We start from the raw sequence: 19,730 nt of genomic DNA on the forward strand, positions 1-19,730 counted from the left end.
GTTGCCAATGCCATCGGCCAGGGAAGCGGAAACTTGATGGGGAAAAGCTGACCAGGTCGTCAGAATATGCGTGAGAGCAAGGCCGTGACGGCCGTTTCCACACGCAGGATGCGCGCACCGAGCTGCACCGGGGCCAAACCCGCCTTGCCCAGCAGATCGACCTCGTAGGGGATCCACCCGCCTTCCGGGCCAATGGCCAGGGTGACTGGCTGTTCTACAGCGCGAGGGCAGGCAGGATAATCACCTGGGTGACCAACCAGCCCAAGGGTGCCTTCAGCGATGGCGGGCAGACGGTCCTCGACGAACGGCTTGAAGCGTTTTTCGATGATGACTTCCGGCAGCACCGTGTCACGTGCCTGCTCCAGCCCCAATATCAGGTTTTCGCGGATGACGTCGGGCTGAAGGAAGGGGGTCTGCCAGAAGCTCTTTTCCACCTTGTAGCTGTTGAGCAGGATCAGGCGAGGAACCCCAAGGGTGGCGACGGTCTGGAATAGCCTGCGCAGCATCTTGGGCCGTGGCACCGCCAGCACCAGGGTCAACGGCAGCTTGGCCGGTGGCGCCTGGTCGAAGCTGACGTGAAGCTCGGTTTCATGACGCTCCAGGCGCTGCACCGTCGCCAGGCCCATCAGGCCGTTGATGCGGCCTACGCGCAGGGTGTCGCCGACGGCGACCCCGTGCACATCCTGCATATGGACGAAGCGCCGATCAGTCAATACGACGCGGTCGGCCGCGATGAAATCGGCCTCCTCCAGCAGCAGCAGGTTCACGACTGCGTCGCGGGTGGTTGGTCTTGATCATCGGCAGGCTGTTCGTCGCTGCCACGCTTGCGAATCAGGCTGCCGCACAGCACGCCGACCTCGAACAGCAGCCACATGGGGACGGCCAACAGGGTCTGGGAGAAGATGTCCGGAGGCGTCAGCACCATGCCGACCACGAAGCAGCCAATGATCACGTAGGGGCGGATCTTCTTCAGGTACTTCACATCGACCACGCCAATCCAGACCAACAGCACCACGGCCACCGGAATCTCGAAGGCCACGCCGAAGGCGAAGAACAGCGTCATCACGAAGTCCAGGTAGCTGGCGATGTCGGTCATCATCGAGACGCCCTCGGGCGTTGCGCTGGCGAAGAAGCCGAAGATCAACGGGAAGACCAGGAAATAGGCAAAGGCCATGCCGGCGTAGAACAGCACGATGCTCGACATCAGCAGCGGTATGGCGATGCGCTTTTCATGGCGGTACAGGCCCGGCGCGATGAAACCCCAGATCTGCTGCAGAATGAAGGGGATCGCCAGGAACAGCGAAACGATCATGGTCAGCTTGAACGGCGTCAGGAAGGGCGAGGCCACGTCGGTGGCAATCATGGTCGCATTGGCGGGCAGATGATCACGCAGCGGCGCCGAGACCAGGGTGTAGATCTGCTGGGCGAAGGAAAACAGCCCGGCAAAGATCAGGAAGATGACAGCAACGCAACGCAGCAAGCGGGTGCGCAGTTCGGTCAAGTGCGAAACCAGCGGCATGGGCTGGTCGTGTTCCGGATTCTCGCTCATGGGGCTCGCGGCGGCTCGGGCGGTACGGGAGTAGGGTGCGCAGTGGCATCGGTTTCGGCTGATGTGGCTGGCAGGCCGGCAGGCGGCTGCACGGTTGCCGTGGTCACCGGAGGCTGGGCAGGCGGCGCATTGGGGTTGAGGATGCGCTTGGCCTGCTCTTCCATGTGCATGATGTGCTCGTTGTGCAGCTGGCGGCGGATGTCATCGGCGCCGATTTCACGCTCGACTTCCATCTTGATGCTGTTGAAGCTGCGTTTGAGCCGACCGATCCACAAGCCTGCCGTGCGGGCGGCGCCCGGCAGGCGCTCGGGGCCGAGCACCAGCAGGGCGACGAGGCCGACGAGCAGCAGCTCGCTGAAACTGATGCCGAACATAAGTCAGTCTTTCCGCTGCGGCTCTTGGACCGGTTGGGCCTGGCCTTCGATGGTGTGGCCCTGGCTGGCTTGGGCGGTGGTGTGCACCGGTTGCACAGGGGGTACGGGCTGGGCCGGAGGAGGGGTAGGTTCAGCTGGCTTGGTTTCCTCTTCGTTCATGGCCTTGCGAAAGCCCTTGATCGATTCGCCCAGGTCGCTGCCCAGGTTCTTCAGCTTCTTGGTGCCGAACACCAGCACGACCACGACCAGCAGGACGATCCAGTGTTTCCAGTCAAAGATACCCATTTCGTACTCCCGAAAATTGTGTGAAGGTCACCGGGCGTCAGCCCTGAACATACATCAGGCCGAAGGCTGGCGGGCGGCTTTTTCGTCATGGCCCGACAACCCGAAGCGCCGGTCGAGTTCATCGAGCACGGCCTGCGGGTGCTGACCCAGGGCGCTGAGCATCACCAGGCTGTGAAACCACAGGTCGGCCGTCTCATAGATGACGTCGCTGCAGTCCTTGCTAAGCGCAGCATCCTTGGCGGCAATGATGGTTTCGACCGACTCTTCGCCGAGCTTTTCCAGAATCTTGTTGAGGCCCTTGTGGTACAGACTGGCCACATAGGAGCTGTCCGGCGCTGCCTGCTTGCGTTCTTCGAGCACGGCGGCCAGCCGGTTGAGGGTGTCGCTCATGTCAGTGTCCTGCGTCGTAGATGGCGTGCGGGTCTTTCAGAACCGGGTCGACGGTGGCCCATTGGCCATTCGAATAGACGCGGTAGAAGCAGCTTTCCCGGCCGGTATGGCAGGCAATGTGGCCCACCTGTTCGACCATGAGGATGATCACGTCGGCGTCGCAGTCCAGGCGCATTTCGTGAAGCTTTTGCACATGGCCCGACTCCTCGCCCTTGCGCCACAGTTTGCCACGCGAGCGCGACCAATAGATGGCGCGTTGCTCAGCAGCGGTCAACGCCAGTGCTTCACGGTTCATCCACGCCATCATCAGCACGCGTCCGGTCTTGTGGTCCTGGGCGATGGCAGGCACCAGGCCATCGCTGTTCCACTTGATCTCGTCCAGCCAGTCTTTCATCGTCGACTCCAAAACGGGCCCGTCTGCGTCGCGGGCCTTTTGCGCTAGTGTGCCAGCCACGGGCGCGGCTGGCTATTGGCGCACGATCAGGTAAAGGCCTGCGGCCAGCATCAACCAGGCCGGCCACGCAGTGGCTGCCGCCAGGCTACCGGCCTGCAGGGCGACACCGCCCAGGATCACGCCCCCGCCCAGCAAGCCGGCACCGAGCAGGCGCAGGGCCCAATGATCGCCATGTCGGCGCTCGGGCATCTTGGGGTCGTGCAGGTGCGGTTGCGACAGGCGTTCGAGCAAGTCCCGGGTCATGTTGGCCAGGTGAGGCAACTGCTCAGCCTGGCTGTGCAGGTTGCCCAGCAACGCCTTGGGGCTCATGCGCTGACGCATCCAGCGCTCAAGATAAGGCTTGGCCGTGCTCCACAGGTCCAGCTCGGGGTACAGCTGACGCCCCAGGCCTTCGATGTTGAGCAGGGTCTTCTGCAGCAGCACCAGTTGAGGTTGCACTTCCATGTTGAAGCGGCGCGCGGTCTGGAACAGGCGCATCAGCACCTGGCCGAAGGAAATGTCCTTGAGGGGTTTTTCGAAGATCGGCTCGCACACGGTGCGAATGGCCGCTTCGAACTCATTGACCTTGGTATTGGCCGGCACCCAGCCCGAGTCGATGTGCAGCTGGGCGACGCGGCGATAGTCGCGCTTGAAGAAGGCAATCAGGTTGCGCGCGAGGTAATCCTGGTCTTCATCGGTAAGGCTGCCGACGATGCCGCAGTCGATGGCAATGTATTTGGGGCTCCACGGCTTGACCGTGCTCACGAAGATGTTGCCCGGGTGCATGTCGGCGTGGAAGAAGCTGTCGCGAAACACCTGCATGAAGAACACTTCGACGCCGCGTTCGGCCAGCATCTTCATGTCGGTGCGCTGATCGGCGAGGGTGGCCATGTCGGTCACCGGTACGCCATAGATACGCTCCATCACCAGCACTTTCGGCCGGCACCAGTCCCAGTAGACCTGGGGCACGTACATCAGCTCGGAATCCTCGAAATTGCGCCGCAGCTGGCTGGCATTGGCCGCCTCGCGAAGCAGGTCGAGTTCGTCGTAGATGGTTTTTTCGTAATCGCCGACAACGTCCACCGGGTGCAGGCGGCGTGCATCGGCAGAGATGCGTTCGGCGCCCTTGGCGATCAGGAACAGCCAGGCGATGTCGGCAGCGATGATCGGCTTGAGCCCCGGTCTGACCACCTTGACCACCACTTCTTCACCGCTTTTCAGGCGTGCAGCGTGCACTTGCGCCACCGATGCGGAGGCCAGGGGCTCCACGTCGAAGCGGCTGAACACCTCACTCACCTTGGCCCCAAGCTGGGCTTCGATCAGCGCCACGGCCTTCTGCGGATCGAACGGCGGTACGCGGTCCTGCAGCAGCATCAGTTCGTCGGCAATATCGGTGGGCAGCAAGTCGCGCCGGGTAGACAGCAGCTGGCCGAACTTGATGAAGATAGGCCCCAGGTCCTGCAGCGCCATGCGCAACCGCGCACCGCGGCTCAGCTCGGAGGCCCGACGCGGCAGCCAGCGCCACGGCAACAGCAGGCGCAGGCTCATCAACCACCAGGGCAGAGGGTAGTCGAACAGCAGGTCATCGAGCCGGTAGCGGATGACGACGCGCTGGATGCGGAAAAGGCGGCGGAAGGCGAGCAGCTTCATGCGTTATCGCTGGAATCAAGGGATCGGGAAAGGCGCAGGATGCGCGCCTCGAGGCGTTCTGTATCGACCTTCATGGCATCGAGTTCGCTGAAGGCGGCCTCGGCTTCGCGCTTGCCTACCAGCGTACGCGATTCTTCCGCCAGGTACTCGGACAGGCTCTGGCTCAAGCGCGCCAGGCCTTGGCGGGTCCAGCGGGTGCGCAGGCGAATGTGCCCTGCGATCAGGGACGTGGGCACCGGGCCCAGCCACTTCTGCAGCTCATGCTCCCAGTCCAGCTCGAGGTCCTGGAGAATGCCGAACAGATCGAGCAGGGCCGCGGTGTCGCCATGCAATTGCACCTGTGGGCTGTGCAGGACTGCTGTCTTGTCCCGCGACAACGCCAGGTGCGCCAGGCTCGCTGCCGGTGCACGCAGCCGACAGTCGACCTCGCCTTCCCAGGCACTGGCCAGCATCAGGCCCTGTTCGTCGGGCAGGATGAAGACCTGCATGGCCGGTTGGCGGCAGTCGATCTCGATGACCTTGCCTTCCAGCGCCGCCAGCCTTGGCAATGCCGTGCTGTCCATGCGCAGGACGCGGTTCAGGCCATGTTCGGCGCTGGCGAGCAGACCGGCCATGAGCATCAGGGCTTGATCCCCCGGTGCACGGCCACGATGCCGCTGGTCATGTTGTGGTAGGTCACCCGGTCGAACCCGGCTTGCACCATCATGGCCTTGAGGGTTTCCTGGTCAGGGTGCATGCGGATCGATTCGGCCAGGTAGCGGTAGCTCTCGGAGTCGTTGGTGATGAGCTTGCCGGCCAGGGGCATGAAGGCGAACGAATAGGCGTCGTAGGCCTTGGACATCAGCTTGTTGGTCGGCTTGGAGAACTCCAGCACCAGCAGGCGGCCGCCCGGCTTGAGCACGCGCAGCATGGAACGAATGGCGTCTTCCTTGTGGGTGACGTTGCGCAGGCCGAAGGCGATGGTCACGCAATCGAAATGGTTGTCCGGAAACGGCAGCTTCTCAGCGTCGGCCTGGACGAACTCGATGTTGCCGGCCACGCCACGGTCCAGCAGGCGGTCGCGGCCGACCTTGAGCATGGACTCGTTGATGTCGGCCAGCACCACGTGCCCGGTCGGGCCCACCAGGCGCGCGAACTTGGCTGCCAGGTCGCCCGTGCCGCCGGCGATGTCGAGCACACGGTTGCCGCTGCGAACGCCCGACAGCTCGATGGTGAAGCGCTTCCACAGGCGGTGCATGCCGCCGGACAGCACGTCGTTCATCAGGTCGTATTTGGCCGCCACCGAGTGGAACACTTCGGCGACTTTGCGCGCCTTCTGGCTCTCAGGCACGTCCTGGTAGCCAAAATGGGTCGTGGGTTCGGCGTGGTCGCCTTTGCGCTGGTCGTTCATATCGCTTCACCGAAATTAATTGACGCCATTCTAGGGCGAACGAGCGGATTTGTCTTGGCGGGGTGTACCGCCAGGCGGGGGCGGGCATAATGTCGATTATGTCTACATGTTCAGGAACACCCGCATGACCCAGATCAGCGTCGAACGCAAACACACCCTTGGGCGCGACGCCGCCCGTGCCAAGGCCCAGGCGCTGGTGGATCGCCTCAGCCGCGAGTATGACCTCAAGGCCTCATGGGATGGCGACCGCGTCGATGTGGCACGCAGCGGTGCGAACGGCAGCGTGCACATCGGCCAGGACAGCATCCGTGTCGATCTCAAGCTCGGCATGATGATGTCGATGATGAGCGGCACCATCAAGGGCGAAATCGAACGGGCGCTGGACAAGGCGCTTGCCTGAATCTGGACACCGGCCATTCGGCCCGGTTCGCCGGGTGATGGCGAACGGGGCGTTTCAGGTGGGCTCGGCAAGAAATTTCATGATGACCGGCGCGATGGCGTGCGGCCGGGTGATCAGAAACAGATGACCATCATCGATGATGTGCAGCTGCGCGTTGGGAATACGCCAGGCCAGCAGACGCATGTTCACCAGCGGAATCAACGGATCGTCATCCCCGGCCAGCACCAGGGTGGGCTGGCGGAGCTTGTGCAGCCAGTGGATGCTGGTCCAGCCAACTGCTGCGAACAGTTGCCAGTAATAACCCAGCTTGCCAGCCGAGCGTGCCGTGGCCGCGTGCTTTAGCGCCAGGTGCGGATCCCGGCGAAACCCGCCGCCATACACCAGCGGTGCGATGCGCATGACATGCGCCGGGTCTACGTACCGGCGGGGGCTGGCCATGCTCCACAGCACCTTGGGCTTGCCAGGCACCATCACCGCCCCTGCCGCCGTGGCGGCCAGGATGAGTTTTCGGCAGCGCTGCGGGTAGTCATGGGCGAATTGCTGAGCCAGCCCACCTCCCCACGACACACCGATGACGTTGACCTGGCCGTAATTTAGCGCGTCGAGCAGCCGAGCGGCGAGCCGGGCAAGCCCTGAAAACCGATAGGGCCGCTGCGGCGTGGATGAACCGCCCACACCCGGGGCATCGAAGGCGATGACCTGCAGGTCGGGGTCCAGTGCCTCGATGAACGGAAATATCAGCTCGAAGTTGGCCCCGATGCCGTTGAAGATCAGCAAGGGCGCCAGGGTCGACTGACCTGGCCGCACGACGGTACGGATGGACAGGCCATCGAGCTCGACCGTTTTGAACACGTAGGGTGACGGCATGCGCATGGCTCCTGGAGCAGGTAAACGCCTTGGCACCGCGCAGGTGGCCACGGCGCAGGGGTTCAACGCTGGTGCACGTAGCGGCCTGGCGCAGACTCGGCTGCAGGATGACTGGGGCACCCCAGGTGGCCCGGCGCCTCGATCAATGCCCCGGCCCGCTCGACCAGCCAGCCCTGCCAGTGCAGCCACCATGAATCGACATGCCTGACGGCGTCCTCTTGCCACGCCAGCGGATCGTCATGCTGGCCACCGCCGGCCTGAAAGCGCGCCTTCGGGTTGCCTGGCGGGTTGATGATGCTCTGGATGTGCCCGCTGTTGGAGAGCACGAACTCGACCTTGCCGCCGAACAGTCGCGCCGAGCGGTAGCAAGCCTGCCAGGGCGTAATATGGTCGGCATTGCCCGCCACGCTGAAGAGATCGCACTTGACCTGCTTGAGGTCGATGGCGGTACCGCAAACGGTGATGCCACCGGGACGGGTGAGCGGATTGCCCCTGTACATCTCGATCAGGTCGGCATGGAATGCGGCGGGCAAGCGCGTGGTGTCGTTGTTCCAGTACAGGATGTCGAACGCTGGCGGCTCGTTGCCGAGCAGGTAATTGTTGACCCAGTAGTTCCAGATCAGGTCGTTGGGACGCATCCAGGCAAACAGCCGGGCCAGATCGCTGCCCTCGAGCACCCCCGCCTGCTGGGATTGACGCTTGGCCGCATCCAGCGCCTGGTCGTCGACGAACAACGCCAGCGCGTTGTCGAGCGTGGCGTCCAGCACGCTGACCAGCAAGGTCAAGGCATTGACCTTGGTTTCATGGCGCGCCGCAAGGTGGCCCAGCAGCGCGGTGCAGGTGATGCCCCCTGAGCATGCACCGAGCATGTTCAGGGTCGCACTGCCGGTGATGCTCAGCACGGCGTCCACTGCCTCGCCCAGTGCTCGCACATAGGTGGACAAGTCCCAATCGCGCTGCGCCCTGGTCGGGTTGCGCCAGCTGACCATGAAGGTCTGTTGGCGGGCGTCCAGGCAGAAGCGCATCAGGCTTTTTTGCGGGCACAGATCAAAGATGTAGAACTTGTTGATCTGTGGGGGCACCACCAGTAATGGCCGTTCATGCACCTGCTCGGTGAGGGGGCTGTACTGGATCAATTCCAGCACCTCGTTACGGTACACGACCGCGCCGCGACTGCTGCCCAGGTCCTTGCCCACCTCGAAAGCATCCATGTTCACCTGGCGGGGCATGCCGCCGTTGTGGACCACATCCCTGGCCAGGTTCGACAGGCCATCAAGCACGCTTTTGCCGCCGGTCTCGAAGAAACGCTTGAGTGCGGCAGGATTGGACAGGTTGTTGGTAGGCGCCAATGCTTCGGTCATGAGCTGGATGACGAACTGCCCACGGCTGATGTCCTCAGGGGGCAGGTCACTGCTGCTGATCCACGCCTGGAGTTCGTTACGCCATGCCAGGTAGCCTTGCAGGTAGCGTCGGTAAAGCGGGTTCTGTGACCAGGTCGGGTCGCTGAAGCGGCGGTCATCGCTGGCAGGGGCGAGGCTCGATTTGCCCAGCACCACATTCTTCAGTTCGAGCCCGAAGGCAAGCGCGTGCTTGGCACTGTGCAAGGGCTGGCGTACGGCCTGACGCAGCACGGTCTGGGCCGTGCCCAACAGGTCCTTGCGTTGAACGCCGACCATCGGGTTCAGGCCCGCGGCGCGTTGCGGGGCCTGCTGCTGATCTTCATTGTTTTTGTTACTCATCCGCGACGCTCCGTTGTCTGAGACGAGTACCGGCTGCCGAGGGGTGCACCGACGTGTCCCCGATACCGCTACTCGGGTAATCCGTGACCACGTCCTGCACTGCTACGGGCGATCAGGCGCCTGCCGCGCCATGCTGGTAAATGGCCACCTCTACTGGTTACCCGAGTTTCAGGCGCGAAGCAACCTGGCGCTGTCGTATGTTCCTTATCACTGTCAGTTGGGTCGGCATGGCGGGCGAAGGCGTTTGCCAGGAGAACAGTTAAAGCATCAGCTTGACCACGGATTCCGAAGGGTCTCGCGTCTTGCCGGCCTTGTGCAGTGCCTCAAGGTATTCGGCCCACAAGACGTCCTGACGCAGACACAACTGTTCCAGGTATTCCCAGGTGAACAGACCACTGTCATGGCCATCGTCGAAGGTGAGTTTCAGGGCGTATTGCCCAGCCGGTTCCAGCCCGACGAGGCCGACGTTGACCTTGCCAAACTGCAGGATGGGGTTGCCGTGCCCCTGGACTTCGGCCGAGGGGGAGTGCACGCGCAGGAATTCGGCGGGCAGGTGGTAGACCTCATCGGGCCCATAGGTGAGGCGCAGGGTCTTGGAGGCTTTGTGCAGGTTGATGGCGGTAGGCATGCGAGCCATGGGCGTGATCTCTGTTTGAGTTACACACCGCACGCTACCCGCTGCACGAAATGCTCGCCAGCTTCTTGAGCAAAAAACCTGTTTCGCCAGGCTGCAAGCGTCGCACGGGGCGCTTGCAGCCTGGCGCGGGCCCGTTACAGGATGTAGCGGGACAGGTCTTCGTTCTGGGCCAGCTCGCCCAGGTGGCTGTTCACATAGGCTGCGTCGATCTGGATCGGCGCTTCGTCATGGGCACTGGCCAGGTCGCCGGCGCTGAACGACACCTCTTCGAGCAGGCGCTCAAGCAAGGTGTGCAGGCGACGGGCACCGATGTTCTCGGTTTTCTCGTTGACCTGGTAGGCGATTTCGGCCAAACGCTTGATGCCATCCTCGACGAACTCGATGTTCAGCCCTTCGGTCTTGAGCAGTGCCTGGTACTGTTCGGTCAGCGAGGCATGCGGCTCGCGCAGGATGCGCTGGAAGTCTTCCGGGGTCAGGGCCTTGAGTTCCACGCGGATCGGCAGACGACCTTGCAGCTCAGGCACCAGGTCGCTCGGCTTGCTCAAGTGGAACGCGCCCGAGGCGATGAACAGGATGTGGTCGGTCTTGACCATGCCCAGCTTGGTGTTGACCGTGCAGCCTTCGATTAGCGGCAGCAGGTCGCGCTGTACACCCTCACGGGAGACATCGGCGCCGCCGACATTGCCGCGCTTAGCGACCTTGTCGATCTCATCGATGAACACGATGCCGTGCTGTTCGACCGCTTCCAGCGCCTTGGCCTTGAGCTCTTCTTCATTGACCAGGCGACCGGCTTCTTCGTCGCGCACCATTTTCAGCGCTTCGCGAACCTTCAGCTTGCGCGACTTGCGTTTGCCCTTGCCCATGTTGGCGAACAGGCTCTGCAACTGGTTGGTCATTTCTTCCATGCCAGGGGGCGCGGCGATTTCGACGCCCACGGCATCGGCCACCTCGATTTCGATTTCCTTGTCGTCCAGCTGGCCTTCGCGCAGGCGCTTGCGGAACAGCTGGCGGGTATTGGAATCGGAACTGGTCTGGGCGGCTTCCTCGCTGAAGCTGCTGGCCCGTGCCGGTGGCAGCAGGGCGTCGAGGATGCGCTCTTCGGCGGCATCCTCGGCGCGGTGGCGCACACGGATGATTTCCTGCTCACGCAGCATCTTCAGAGCAGCGTCGGCCAGGTCGCGGATGATGGATTCCACATCGCGGCCCACATAGCCCACTTCAGTGAACTTGGTGGCTTCGACCTTGAGAAACGGGGCATTGGCCAGCTTGGCCAGGCGCCGGGCGATCTCGGTCTTGCCCACGCCGGTGGGGCCGATCATCAGGATGTTCTTGGGCGTCACTTCGGCGCGCAGCTCGGCAGGGAGCTGCATACGGCGCCAGCGGTTGCGCAGGGCGATGGCCACGGCGCGCTTGGCGTCGTCCTGGCCGATGATGTGACGGTTGAGCTCGTGGACGATCTCGCGGGGGGTCATGGACATGATCAATAGGGTCCTCGTACGAATGATTCAGCGTGGAAAAGCCCCGTCACCGAGACGGGGCGCCAAAGCAGCTGATCACTCGGCCAGGTCCTGCTCCTCGATGGTCAGGTTGTGGTTGGTGAACACGCAGATGTCACCGGCGATGTTCAGCGCGGTCTCGGCGATTTCGCGGGCCGAGAGGTCGGTCTTGTTCAGCAGTGCACGGGCTGCGGCCTGGGCGTAGGCGCCGCCGGAACCCATGGCGATCAGGCCGTCTTCGGGCTCGACCACGTCACCGTTGCCGGTGATGATCAGCGAGGCATCCTTGTTGGCCACCGCCAGCATGGCTTCGAGGCGGCTCAGGGAGCGGTCGGTACGCCATTCCTTGGCCAGTTCCACGGCCGCGCGGATCAGGTGGCCCTGGTGTTTCTCCAGTTGGCCTTCGAAGCGTTCGAACAGGGTGAAGGCATCGGCAGTGGCGCCGGCAAAGCCCGCGATGACCTGACCGTGGTACAGGCGACGCACTTTCTTGGCGTTGCCTTTCATCACGGTGTTGCCGAGGGATACCTGGCCGTCGCCGCCCATGACGACTTTGCCATTGCGGCGGACTGAAACGATGGTGGTCAAGGGAGAGTCTCCACGCAGCGGGGCGAAAATGCCTGTTGCAAACTCATATGGGGGTGCAGGACGGGATTTCAACCGCGGGGGATGAACGGTTCGAGGAGTGGGGGTTCAGAATGGGTGACGAGGTTTTTGTGCCAGGTATGGCGAAACACCGTATGGCGAAACACCTCGATGCGGTAAGCGGCAGCCCAGGATCCTGGCTTCGCAACCCGTAGGTTGGGGCCGCGCAACGGTCCATCGCGGCACGAGGCCGCCCCCACACCGCAATGAGTACGCCTCTCAGATACGGACTGCACCGCCATCCCTGTGGTGGCTTTGCCGGAGCGCCGGACCGGCCGCGTGGGCCGCTGCGCGGCCCCAACGCTACAAGCTGTAAAGCTGAAACCCTAAACCGCTACACAACTCATTGATCGGCCGGCCCCTGGCTCACGCCTCGTGACAGACGCGCCCATCGACCAACGTATAGCGCACAGCACCCGGCAGGCAGTGCCCGATGAACGGGCAGTTGTCGCCACGGGAGTACCAATGCTCACCCGCCACGGTCGAGGCCTGTGGATCGAATACCACCAGGTCAGCCGCTGCCCCCACCTGCAACTGGCCAGCCGGCAGCCGCATCGCTCCAGCAGGACCACAGGTCAGGCGCGCCAGCAACGTGGGCAGGTCGAGCAAGCCATCCTGTACCAGCGTCATGGCCAATGGCAGCAACACTTCCACGCTGCTGATACCCGGCTCCGTGGCGCCGAACGGGGCCAGCTTGGCATCGCGCTCATGAGGCTGGTGATGGCTGGCGATCGCCTGGATCACGCCGGTTTTCACCGCCTCGCGCAGGCCATCGCGGTCGGCAGCGCTACGCAGTGGCGGTTGCACGTGGTACAGGCTGGAAAATTCACGCAGCGATTCGTCGGTCAGGATCAGCTGGTACAACGCGACATCGGCAGTCACCGGCAGGCCAAGGCTTTGCGCCTGGGCGATCAACCTGGCGCCACGGGCGCTGGTGATCTGGGTGAAGTGAGCGCGAACACCTGTCTGCTCCACCAGCAGCAGGTTGCGCGCCAAGGCCACGGTTTCGGCAGTTTCAGGGATGCCGGGCAAACCCAGGAAGCTGGCCATGGCCCCTTCGTGGGCAAGGCCGCCCTGGGCCAGGTCGCGGTCCTGGGAGTGGAACACCACCGTCAGGTCGAACGTGGCGGCGTATTCCAGCGCACGGGCCAAAGTGCGGTTGTTGGGTATTTCCTTAAGGCCATTGCCAAAAGCGACGCAGCCGGTGTCGCGCAGGCCTACCAGTTCGGCCAGCTGCTCCCCCTCCAGGCCCTTGGTCAGCGCACCAATCGGGTAGACCTTGCTGTTGCCCGCCTCGCGGGCGCGGTCCAGGATCAGCTCGGCCACTGCCGAGGTGTCCAGGGCCGGGCGGGTCTGCGGCGGGCAGCACAGGCTGGTCACGCCGCCGGCCACGGCCGCGCGGGTCTCGCTGGCGATGGTGCCTTTGCGGCTGTAGCCGGGCTCGCGCAGTGACACGCCCAGGTCCACCAGGCCAGGGGCGACGACCAGGCCATCGGCCTGAAGGGTGCGGCTAGCAGCAAAGCCAGCGGGCGCGGCGCCCATGGCGGCAATGCGGCCACCCTCCAGGTGCAGGTCGGTGACCTGGTCAAGGCCGCTTTGAGGGTCGATGACCCGGGCGCCAAGAATGCTGATGCTCACTGGGCGATCTCCTGGTCGAGTTGACGTTGTACGTTTTGCCCGCTCATGGCCATGGACAACACGGCCATGCGCACGGCGATCCCGTAGGTAACCTGGTTCAGGATCACCGAATGCTTGCCATCGGCCACGGCCGATTCGATTTCCACCCCACGGTTGATCGGGCCGGGATGCATGACGATGGCGTCCGGCTTGGCGCCTGCCAGGCGGGCGGTGGTCAGGCCGAACAGACGGTAGAACTCGCCTTCGCTGGGCAGCAGGCCACCGGTCATGCGCTCACGTTGCAGGCGTAGCATGATCACCACGTCCACATCCTTGAGGCCTTCTGCCAGGTCGGTGTACACCTTCACGCCATACTGCTCGATGCCGACGGGGATCAGGGTTTTGGGGCCGATCACGCGAATGTCCGGGCAACCCAGCGCCTTGAGCGCCAGCATGTCCGAACGCGCCACGCGCGAATGAAGGATATCGCCGACGATGGCAACCGATAGGTTCTCGAAGCCGCCCTTGTGACGGCGAATGGTGAGCATGTCGAGCATGCCCTGGGTCGGGTGCGCATGGCGGCCATCACCGCCGTTGATCACGGCAACCTCCGGGCACACGTGCTCGGCAATGAAGTGCGCCGCGCCCGAATCCGAGTGGCGCACCACGAACATGTCGGCCGCCATGGCTTCAAGGTTGCGCAAGGTATCGAACAGCGTCTCGCCCTTGCTGGTCGAGGAGGTCGACACGTTCAGGCTGATCACGTCGGCCGACAGGCGCTGGGCGGCCAGCTCGAACGTGGTCCGGGTTCGGGTCGAGTTCTCGAAGAAGACGTTGCACACCGTCTTGCCACGCAGCAGCGGCACTTTCTTCACGGCGCGGGCGCCGACTTCCAGGAAGGAATCGGCAGTGTCGAGAATTTCGGTCAGCAGTTCGCGGGGCAAACCGTCAAGCGAAAGAAAATGGCGCAGCTGGCCCTGATCATTGAGCTGCAGCGGGCGCTTGGCGTCGATTGGCGTCATCGCGGGGGACTCTTAAAGGGCGGTAGCGGGGGCGAGGTCCTGGCGCTCGAGGGCGAGCGGCGTGGGTCCGGTCAATTTTACCCGTTCATGGGCCGCCAATGACAAGGTGGCGCCGAGCACATTCGGGCGGATGGGCAGCTCGCCTGCATCCAGGTCCAGCAGGCAGACCAGGGTGACGCTGGCCGGACGGCCATAGTCGAACAGTTCGTTGAGGGCGGCACGAATGGTTCGACCGCTCATCAGCACGTCGTCTACCAGCACCAGGTGCTGGCCTTCGATTTCGAACGGCAGCTCCGAGGGGCGCACCTGCGGGTGCAGGCCATTCTGGCTGAAGTCGTCTCGATAGAACGACACGTCAAGCGTACCCATGGGGCTGGTGTCGTCCATGGCCTGTTGCAACGCCTGGGCCACCCACACACCGCCGGTGCGAATGCCGATGTAGCGTGGCTCGGCGATGGCGCGGCGGGCCAGATGGGCGCGAAGGTCGACAGCCATCTGCCGGATCAGCGCGGCAGGATCAGGTAGGCTCATTGCAGGTTCCTCGGAAGGGTGCGCCGGAGGCATCCGGCCGCGAAGATGATCAGGTATTGGCCTCCAGCCAGCCTTGCAGCAGCAGGGCGGCGGCGATAGCGTCGACCGGGTTGTCCCGGTACGTGCCGCGCTGGCCGCCACGGGCCATGCGCTCGCCCTTGGCCTCGAACGTGGTCAGGCGTTCATCATGGGTATGCACCGGCAGGTTGAAGCGCCCATTGAGGCGGCGGGCGAATTTTTCGGCGCGGGCGCTCATGTCGCTGGGGGTGCCGTCCATGTTCAGCGGCAGGCCGACGACGATGGCGTCAGGTTTCCATTCGGCGATCAGACGCTCGACCTGGGCCCAGTCCGGCACGCCATTCTGGGCGCGCAGCGTACACAGCTCACGGGCCTGGCCGGTGACCGCCTGGCCGACAGCAACGCCAATCTGCTTGGTGCCATAGTCGAAGCCCAGCAGCAGCCGGGGTGCGGCAAGTGCGTCGGCCATCAGGCGTGGCCCGCTTGGCTGGTCAGCAGGTGAAGGTTGATGCCAAGGCTCGCGGCCGCCGCTTCCAGGCGCAGCTCGCTGGTCATGGCAAACAGGATATCCGGGTCGAACGCACAGTTGAGCCAGGCGTTATCGGCCAGTTCGGCCTCCAGCTGGCCCGCTTCCCAGCCGGCGTAACCCAAGGTGATCAGGCTCTTTTCCGGGCCCACGCCTTCCGCGATGGCGAACAGCACGTCCTGGGACGTGGAGAGCGAGAGGCCCTGGAGTTCCACCGTGGCCTGGTAGCTGCACTCGCTGGTGTGCAGCACGAAGCCGCGGTCGGTCTGCACCGGGCCGCCTTGGTAGATGGGTACCTGCAGCGTGCTGGCCGACGGGGTTTCGTCCGGGCGCAACTGCTCGAGGATGTCGGCCAGGTTCAGTTCCTGCGGCTTGTTCACCACAAGCCCCATCGCGCCATGAGCATTGTGCTCGACGATGTACGTGAGGGTCTGGGCGAAGTTCGGGTCGGCCATGTGCGGCATGGCGATCAGGAACTGGTGCTTGAGGTAGCTCGGCGTGAGGTTCTTCATGGGGGATAGTGTGGCGCCACCCGGCCACAGCTGCAAGCGTGCCGGCTCAGTTGCTGGACAACCGATCGCCTCTGGCGAAGCGCCAGGTGCGGATGATTTCCAACCGGTCGTACTCGGCCAGGTCACCGGTGAACGGTGCGAACGGTGCAGCCAGGCGCACAATGCGCTGGGCCGCCTGGTCCAGCACGGGCTGACCGGAGGATTCGAGCACCAGCACTTCGTAGAGTGACCCGTCGCGGTTGATCGAGACCATCATGCGCAGGTTGCCGTAGATCTGCTGCCGGCGTGCCTCGTCCGGGTAGTTCAGGTTGCCCACGCGTTCGACTTTCTTGCGCCACTCCTCCTTGTACCAGGCGCCCTTGTCGCGCATGGTCGAGGCCGCATTCAGGCGATGGATACGCGGGCGCTTGGCATATTGCTGCTGCTCGTTGGCAAGCTCGGCTTCAAGGCTGGCGATCTGGCTGGACAGCTGCGAGCTGTCGAACTCCCGCACGGGCGTGCTCGGCTTGGGCTGGGGCTTGCTTTCCCGGGGCTTGGGCTCGACCTTCTGCGCCTTGGGGGCCTTGGTCGCGACCGCCGACTTCTGTGGAGGCGGCGGTACCTCGGGCCTGGCGGCAGGAGGCGGCGTGATCTTGTTGATCTTGGTGTCCTGGAAAGGCGCAAGCTCGGTGGTCTTGGGCACGGCCTTCTTGTCCAGGGTGCCGCTGCCTTGCTGGTTGTCCTGCGCCTGGAAATCAGCCTTTTCCGGCGGCTTTTCGCTCTTGAACGTGGCCAGGGTGATGTCCATGGTGCGGCTGATCTGCGCCGGCTTGACCACGGTAAAGCCCACTCCGAGGATCAACGCCAGGTGCACCAGCGCCGCCAGAAACAGCGTGAAGCCCAGCCTGTCCACCGGACGAACGCGGGGCGGCAACAGGTCGGCGGGGATGTCAGCGGGCAGCGTCATCAGGTATCCAGGGGCATCGTCGAGCTACAAACGGCACGCGACAGTCAGCAGAAGCACGGGGCGGTTGTGCCGGGCTTGCAGCCTGTCGCTTGCGGGTGAGCATGATACCCCACGCCAGCCCGTTACCGAATGTCCGTGGTCAACGCGCCTTGAGCTGGCGATCAATGGCATCCATCAGCTGGCCGCCGATGTCGGTGCCGTAGGCGGCGTCGATTTCGCGGATGCAGGTGGGGCTGGTCACGTTGATTTCGGTGAGGTAGTCGCCAATCACGTCCAGGCCGACGAACAGCAGGCCTTTCTCGCGCAGTGTCGGGCCCACCTGGGCCGCGATCCAGCGGTCGCGCTCGCTCAAGGGGCGTGCCTCGCCGCGACCACCGGCTGCCAGGTTGCCACGGGTTTCGCCGCTGGCCGGAATACGGGCCAGGCAGTAGTCGATCGGCTCGCCGTCGATCATCAGGATGCGTTTGTCACCGTCCTTGATCGCCGGCAGGTAGGCCTGGGCCATGATCTGTTGAGTGCCCAGCAGGGTAAGGGTTTCGAGGATCACCGACAGGTTTGGGTCGCCCGCCCGGTGACGGAAGATCGACGTGCCGCCCATGCCATCCAGGGGCTTGAGGATCACATCGCCATGCTCGGCGGCGAATGCGCGGATGATGTCCGGGCGGCGGCTGACCAGGGTAGGCGGGGTGCACTGCGGGAACAGCGTGGCGAACAGCTTTTCGTTGCAGTCACGCAGGCTCTGGGGGCGGTTGACCACCAGCACGCCTTCGCTTTCGGCCTGTTCGAGCAGGTAGGTGCTGTAGACGAATTCCAGGTCGAAAGGCGGGTCCTTGCGCATCAGGATCACGTCCAGTTCAGCCAGGGCGCTGTCCTGCTCCTCGCCCAGCTCGAACCAGCGGGCCGGGTCTGCGAACACCGTCAATGGGCGCATGCGCGCACGGGCCTTGCCTTCGCCTTGATACAGGTCGCGCTGCTCCATGTAGAACAGGCTCCAGCCGCGTGCCTGGGCAGCCAGCAGCATGGCCAGCGAACTGTCCTTCTTGTAGGAGATGGACGCAATAGGGTCCATGACAATGCCGAGGCGAACGCTCATGGGGTGGTTCCTCTTGGCGGCGTGGCCGCGATGGATCGAAAGAAAAGTGGCTCAGGGTGGCGCCGCTAACGCCGCCGGTCAAGGGGCGCGGCAGATGGAATGGCTACCCGGACTGTGCTAAAAATGCAGCTTCAAGCCTTTGGCTACACGCCTCAAGCGAAAAGCGGCCATGGGCCCATGGGGCTTTCCTGTCGCGTGCCGCTTGCACCATGCAGCTCAATTCCCCCGGGTAGGCGTCTATGGAACAACCCCTGAAAGTGATGGTAATCGACGATTCACGCACCATTCGCCGCACGGCGCAGATGCTGCTCAGTGAGGTGGGCTGCGAGGTCATCACTGCCAGCGATGGCTTCGATGCCCTGGCCAAGATCGTCGATCACAACCCGGCCGTGATCTTCGTCGATGTCTTGATGCCGCGCCTGGACGGCTACCAGACGTGCGCGGTGATCAAGCAGAACAGCACCTTCAAGGACGTCCCGGTGATTCTGTTGTCGTCGCGCGACGGTTTGTTCGACAAGGCCCGCGGGCGTGTGGTCGGTTCTGATCAGTTTCTGACCAAGCCGTTTACCAAGGAAGAACTGATCGAGGCAATACAGGCCCATGTGCCTGGGTTTGCCACAGCCCAACAAACAGCACCCTGATCGTGCCCTGCCCTGGCACGGTCTTACGAATCCTGATGGGGAACCAGTATGGCCCGCGTTCTGATTGTCGACGATTCGCCGACAGAAATGTATAAGTTGACCCAATGGCTGGAAAAGCACGGGCACGAGGTACTCAAGGCCAATAACGGCGCCGATGGCGTGGCCCTTGCCCGGCAAGAGAAGCCGGATGCAGTGCTCATGGACATCGTGATGCCAGGCATGAACGGCTTCCAGGCCACTCGCCAGCTCAGCAAGGACCCGGAGACCAAGGCCATTCCGGTCATTGTGGTGACCACCAAGGACCAGGAGACCGACCGCATCTGGGCGACGCGCCAGGGCGCACGTGACTTCCTGACCAAGCCCGTGGAAGAAGATGCGCTGGTGCAAAAGCTCCAAGAGGTGCTGGGGGCTTGACCACACGCCCGCAGGGGGCGTCGCTGACCGCCTTCGAACTGTTGCTGGATATCGATCGCCGCTGCCGGCTGCTGGTGGCCGACCAGCCAGCTTCGGGTGACAGGTTGCAGCAGTGGAGCGGCATCGGTTTTCGTGTAGCCGGGCAATGGTTCGTCGCCCCCATGGGCGAGGTGGCCGAAGTGCTGCGTGAGCCCCGCAGTAGCCGAGTACCCGGTGTACAACCCTGGGTATGCGGGGTGGCCAATCTGCGTGGCCGGCTACTGCCCGTGATGGACCTGGGCCGTTTCCTCGGCCTGGGCAGTGCCGTGCCAGGCAAGCAGCGCCGCGTCCTGGTGCTCGATCACGAGGCGCTTTTCGTTGGTCTGCTGGTGGACGAAGTGGTGGGCCTGCAGCACTTTGCTATCGACAGCCTGCAACCTGCGCTGCCAGTGACCGATGCTGCCGGGCCCTTCGTTCAGGGGCGCTTCGAACGCGACCACGACTACTGGGCGATCTTCAGCCCCTTTGCCCTGGCCCAGGCACCGGGCTTTCTCGATGTGGCGTTATAGGACCTTG

25 protein-coding genes are annotated in these 19,730 nt (G+C 63.7%); 4 read left to right on the top strand and 21 right to left on the bottom strand.

What is annotated here, in order from left to right; genetic code table 11:
• Nucleotides 1-59 precede the first annotated feature (59 nt).
• The 9 genes from CRP40_RS12860 to ubiE all read right to left on the bottom strand — a co-directional run bounded on the left by CRP40_RS12860 (nt 60) and on the right by ubiE (nt 6,071).
• A complete protein-coding gene (locus CRP40_RS12860; protein WP_027914049.1) occupies nt 60-767 on the bottom strand; it encodes a 16S rRNA (uracil(1498)-N(3))-methyltransferase in 708 nt (235 codons plus the stop codon).
• Nucleotides 764-1,549 (bottom strand): twin-arginine translocase subunit TatC, encoded by a 786-nt coding sequence (gene tatC, locus CRP40_RS12865; RefSeq protein ID WP_027914048.1) that lies wholly within the window; start codon nt 1,547-1,549, stop codon nt 764-766. The genes CRP40_RS12860 and tatC overlap by 4 nt, the downstream gene beginning before the upstream one ends.
• Entirely contained in the window at nt 1,546-1,923 is a 378-nt protein-coding gene (tatB, locus tag CRP40_RS12870) for a Sec-independent protein translocase protein TatB (protein ID WP_027914047.1), read from the bottom strand. The genes tatC and tatB overlap by 4 nt, the downstream gene beginning before the upstream one ends.
• A 3-nt stretch (nt 1,924-1,926) precedes the next feature.
• The gene (locus CRP40_RS12875; protein WP_027914046.1) at nt 1,927-2,208 is read right to left on the bottom strand and encodes a twin-arginine translocase TatA/TatE family subunit; all 282 of its coding nucleotides are present in this window, start codon (nt 2,206-2,208) and stop codon (nt 1,927-1,929) included.
• A 54-nt stretch (nt 2,209-2,262) separates the two neighbouring features.
• The gene (locus tag CRP40_RS12880; RefSeq protein WP_023532983.1) at nt 2,263-2,598 is read right to left on the bottom strand and encodes a phosphoribosyl-ATP diphosphatase; all 336 of its coding nucleotides are present in this window, start codon (nt 2,596-2,598) and stop codon (nt 2,263-2,265) included.
• A 1-nt stretch (nt 2,599) separates the two neighbouring features.
• Nucleotides 2,600-2,992 (bottom strand): phosphoribosyl-AMP cyclohydrolase, encoded by a 393-nt coding sequence (gene hisI, locus CRP40_RS12885; RefSeq protein ID WP_023533064.1) that lies wholly within the window; start codon nt 2,990-2,992, stop codon nt 2,600-2,602.
• Nucleotides 2,993-3,064: 72 nt separating this feature from the next.
• Nucleotides 3,065-4,681, bottom strand: a complete 1,617-nt coding sequence (gene ubiB, locus CRP40_RS12890; RefSeq protein ID WP_027914045.1) for a ubiquinone biosynthesis regulatory protein kinase UbiB — start codon at nt 4,679-4,681, stop codon at nt 3,065-3,067.
• On the bottom strand, nt 4,678-5,301 hold the full coding sequence (locus tag CRP40_RS12895) for an SCP2 sterol-binding domain-containing protein (protein WP_027914044.1): 624 nt from the start codon (nt 5,299-5,301) through the stop codon (nt 4,678-4,680). The genes ubiB and CRP40_RS12895 overlap by 4 nt, the downstream gene beginning before the upstream one ends.
• On the bottom strand, nt 5,301-6,071 hold the full coding sequence (gene ubiE / locus CRP40_RS12900; protein WP_027914043.1) for a bifunctional demethylmenaquinone methyltransferase/2-methoxy-6-polyprenyl-1,4-benzoquinol methylase UbiE: 771 nt from the start codon (nt 6,069-6,071) through the stop codon (nt 5,301-5,303). Before ubiE ends, CRP40_RS12895 begins: the two co-directional genes overlap by 1 nt.
• A 124-nt stretch (nt 6,072-6,195) precedes the next feature.
• Here ubiE and CRP40_RS12905 point away from each other — a divergent pair, with 124 nt between their 5' ends.
• The gene (locus tag CRP40_RS12905; protein ID WP_023533042.1) at nt 6,196-6,471 is read left to right on the top strand and encodes a polyhydroxyalkanoic acid system family protein; all 276 of its coding nucleotides are present in this window, start codon (nt 6,196-6,198) and stop codon (nt 6,469-6,471) included.
• 54 nt (nt 6,472-6,525) lie between these two features.
• Here the strand turns inward: CRP40_RS12905 and phaZ are convergent, their stop codons facing one another.
• The 12 genes from phaZ to gshB all read right to left on the bottom strand — a co-directional run bounded on the left by phaZ (nt 6,526) and on the right by gshB (nt 18,120).
• Nucleotides 6,526-7,338: a poly(3-hydroxyalkanoate) depolymerase gene (phaZ, locus tag CRP40_RS12910; RefSeq protein WP_042139516.1), complete on the bottom strand. Its 813-nt coding sequence runs from the start codon at nt 7,336-7,338 to the stop codon at nt 6,526-6,528.
• 62 nt (nt 7,339-7,400) lie between these two features.
• A complete protein-coding gene (phaC, locus tag CRP40_RS12915; RefSeq protein WP_027914042.1) occupies nt 7,401-9,077 on the bottom strand; it encodes a class II poly(R)-hydroxyalkanoic acid synthase in 1,677 nt (558 codons plus the stop codon).
• A 259-nt stretch (nt 9,078-9,336) separates the two neighbouring features.
• A complete protein-coding gene (locus tag CRP40_RS12920; RefSeq protein WP_023532890.1) occupies nt 9,337-9,714 on the bottom strand; it encodes a DUF971 domain-containing protein in 378 nt (125 codons plus the stop codon).
• A gap of 134 nt (nt 9,715-9,848) precedes the next feature.
• Nucleotides 9,849-11,192 carry an ATP-dependent protease ATPase subunit HslU gene (gene hslU / locus CRP40_RS12925; RefSeq protein WP_023533050.1) on the bottom strand — a complete coding sequence of 448 codons (1,344 nt, stop codon included), beginning with the start codon at nt 11,190-11,192 and terminating at the stop codon, nt 9,849-9,851.
• A gap of 75 nt (nt 11,193-11,267) precedes the next feature.
• Entirely contained in the window at nt 11,268-11,798 is a 531-nt protein-coding gene (hslV, locus tag CRP40_RS12930) for an ATP-dependent protease subunit HslV (protein WP_023533032.1), read from the bottom strand.
• Nucleotides 11,799-12,221: 423 nt separating this feature from the next.
• Nucleotides 12,222-13,493: a dihydroorotase gene (locus CRP40_RS12935; protein ID WP_027914041.1), complete on the bottom strand. Its 1,272-nt coding sequence runs from the start codon at nt 13,491-13,493 to the stop codon at nt 12,222-12,224.
• The gene (locus CRP40_RS12940; protein WP_027914040.1) at nt 13,490-14,494 is read right to left on the bottom strand and encodes an aspartate carbamoyltransferase catalytic subunit; all 1,005 of its coding nucleotides are present in this window, start codon (nt 14,492-14,494) and stop codon (nt 13,490-13,492) included. The genes CRP40_RS12935 and CRP40_RS12940 overlap by 4 nt, the downstream gene beginning before the upstream one ends.
• A gap of 12 nt (nt 14,495-14,506) precedes the next feature.
• Nucleotides 14,507-15,025, bottom strand: coding sequence for a bifunctional pyr operon transcriptional regulator/uracil phosphoribosyltransferase PyrR (pyrR, locus tag CRP40_RS12945; protein WP_023533003.1), 519 nt, complete (start codon nt 15,023-15,025; stop codon nt 14,507-14,509).
• 49 nt (nt 15,026-15,074) lie between these two features.
• Nucleotides 15,075-15,512, bottom strand: a complete 438-nt coding sequence (gene ruvX, locus CRP40_RS12950) for a Holliday junction resolvase RuvX (RefSeq protein WP_023533019.1) — start codon at nt 15,510-15,512, stop codon at nt 15,075-15,077.
• A complete protein-coding gene (locus CRP40_RS12955; protein WP_027914039.1) occupies nt 15,512-16,081 on the bottom strand; it encodes a YqgE/AlgH family protein in 570 nt (189 codons plus the stop codon). Before CRP40_RS12955 ends, ruvX begins: the two co-directional genes overlap by 1 nt.
• Before the next feature lie 46 nt (nt 16,082-16,127).
• Nucleotides 16,128-17,027, bottom strand: a complete 900-nt coding sequence (locus CRP40_RS12960; protein WP_027914038.1) for an energy transducer TonB — start codon at nt 17,025-17,027, stop codon at nt 16,128-16,130.
• 139 nt (nt 17,028-17,166) lie between these two features.
• On the bottom strand, nt 17,167-18,120 hold the full coding sequence (gene gshB / locus CRP40_RS12965; RefSeq protein ID WP_027914037.1) for a glutathione synthase: 954 nt from the start codon (nt 18,118-18,120) through the stop codon (nt 17,167-17,169).
• Between the two features lie 239 nt (nt 18,121-18,359).
• Between gshB and CRP40_RS12970 the strand changes: the two genes are divergently transcribed.
• The 3 genes from CRP40_RS12970 to CRP40_RS12980 are packed head-to-tail and all read left to right on the top strand — an operon-like array spanning nt 18,360 to nt 19,723.
• Nucleotides 18,360-18,761, top strand: coding sequence for a response regulator (locus tag CRP40_RS12970; RefSeq protein WP_027914036.1), 402 nt, complete (start codon nt 18,360-18,362; stop codon nt 18,759-18,761).
• A gap of 48 nt (nt 18,762-18,809) precedes the next feature.
• On the top strand, nt 18,810-19,175 hold the full coding sequence (gene pilH / locus CRP40_RS12975) for a twitching motility response regulator PilH (RefSeq protein WP_027914035.1): 366 nt from the start codon (nt 18,810-18,812) through the stop codon (nt 19,173-19,175).
• Entirely contained in the window at nt 19,172-19,723 is a 552-nt protein-coding gene (locus CRP40_RS12980) for a chemotaxis protein CheW (protein WP_027914034.1), read from the top strand. The genes pilH and CRP40_RS12980 overlap by 4 nt, the downstream gene beginning before the upstream one ends.
• Nucleotides 19,724-19,730 lie beyond the last annotated feature (7 nt).

Origin of the sequence: Pseudomonas sp. URMO17WK12:I9, from assembly GCF_900230165.1 — a bacterium.
GTDB classification, from domain to species: domain Bacteria; phylum Pseudomonadota; class Gammaproteobacteria; order Pseudomonadales; family Pseudomonadaceae; genus Aquipseudomonas; species Aquipseudomonas fulva.

What these genes read in the sequence shown, in the direction of transcription:
- phaZ (WP_042139516.1), bottom strand. Translation starts at nt 7,338, where the DNA reads ATGCCGTCACCCTACGTGTTCAAAACGGTCGAGCTCGATGGCCTGTCC.
- phaC (WP_027914042.1), bottom strand. Translation starts at nt 9,077, where the DNA reads ATGAGTAACAAAAACAATGAAGATCAGCAGCAGGCCCCGCAACGCGCC.
- tatC (WP_027914048.1), bottom strand. Translation starts at nt 1,549, where the DNA reads ATGAGCGAGAATCCGGAACACGACCAGCCCATGCCGCTGGTTTCGCAC.
- CRP40_RS12880 (WP_023532983.1), bottom strand. Translation starts at nt 2,598, where the DNA reads ATGAGCGACACCCTCAACCGGCTGGCCGCCGTGCTCGAAGAACGCAAG.
- CRP40_RS12970 (WP_027914036.1), top strand. Translation starts at nt 18,360, where the DNA reads ATGGAACAACCCCTGAAAGTGATGGTAATCGACGATTCACGCACCATT.
- ubiE (WP_027914043.1), bottom strand. Translation starts at nt 6,071, where the DNA reads ATGAACGACCAGCGCAAAGGCGACCACGCCGAACCCACGACCCATTTT.
- pyrR (WP_023533003.1), bottom strand. Translation starts at nt 15,025, where the DNA reads ATGAGCCTACCTGATCCTGCCGCGCTGATCCGGCAGATGGCTGTCGAC.
- CRP40_RS12895 (WP_027914044.1), bottom strand. Translation starts at nt 5,301, where the DNA reads ATGCTCATGGCCGGTCTGCTCGCCAGCGCCGAACATGGCCTGAACCGC.
- CRP40_RS12955 (WP_027914039.1), bottom strand. Translation starts at nt 16,081, where the DNA reads ATGAAGAACCTCACGCCGAGCTACCTCAAGCACCAGTTCCTGATCGCC.
- pilH (WP_027914035.1), top strand. Translation starts at nt 18,810, where the DNA reads ATGGCCCGCGTTCTGATTGTCGACGATTCGCCGACAGAAATGTATAAG.
- CRP40_RS12940 (WP_027914040.1), bottom strand. Translation starts at nt 14,494, where the DNA reads ATGACGCCAATCGACGCCAAGCGCCCGCTGCAGCTCAATGATCAGGGC.
- ubiB (WP_027914045.1), bottom strand. Translation starts at nt 4,681, where the DNA reads ATGAAGCTGCTCGCCTTCCGCCGCCTTTTCCGCATCCAGCGCGTCGTC.
- gshB (WP_027914037.1), bottom strand. Translation starts at nt 18,120, where the DNA reads ATGAGCGTTCGCCTCGGCATTGTCATGGACCCTATTGCGTCCATCTCC.
- CRP40_RS12875 (WP_027914046.1), bottom strand. Translation starts at nt 2,208, where the DNA reads ATGGGTATCTTTGACTGGAAACACTGGATCGTCCTGCTGGTCGTGGTC.
- CRP40_RS12905 (WP_023533042.1), top strand. Translation starts at nt 6,196, where the DNA reads ATGACCCAGATCAGCGTCGAACGCAAACACACCCTTGGGCGCGACGCC.
- ruvX (WP_023533019.1), bottom strand. Translation starts at nt 15,512, where the DNA reads ATGGCCGACGCACTTGCCGCACCCCGGCTGCTGCTGGGCTTCGACTAT.
- tatB (WP_027914047.1), bottom strand. Translation starts at nt 1,923, where the DNA reads ATGTTCGGCATCAGTTTCAGCGAGCTGCTGCTCGTCGGCCTCGTCGCC.
- CRP40_RS12960 (WP_027914038.1), bottom strand. Translation starts at nt 17,027, where the DNA reads ATGACGCTGCCCGCTGACATCCCCGCCGACCTGTTGCCGCCCCGCGTT.
- hslU (WP_023533050.1), bottom strand. Translation starts at nt 11,192, where the DNA reads ATGTCCATGACCCCCCGCGAGATCGTCCACGAGCTCAACCGTCACATC.
- hisI (WP_023533064.1), bottom strand. Translation starts at nt 2,992, where the DNA reads ATGAAAGACTGGCTGGACGAGATCAAGTGGAACAGCGATGGCCTGGTG.
- CRP40_RS12920 (WP_023532890.1), bottom strand. Translation starts at nt 9,714, where the DNA reads ATGGCTCGCATGCCTACCGCCATCAACCTGCACAAAGCCTCCAAGACC.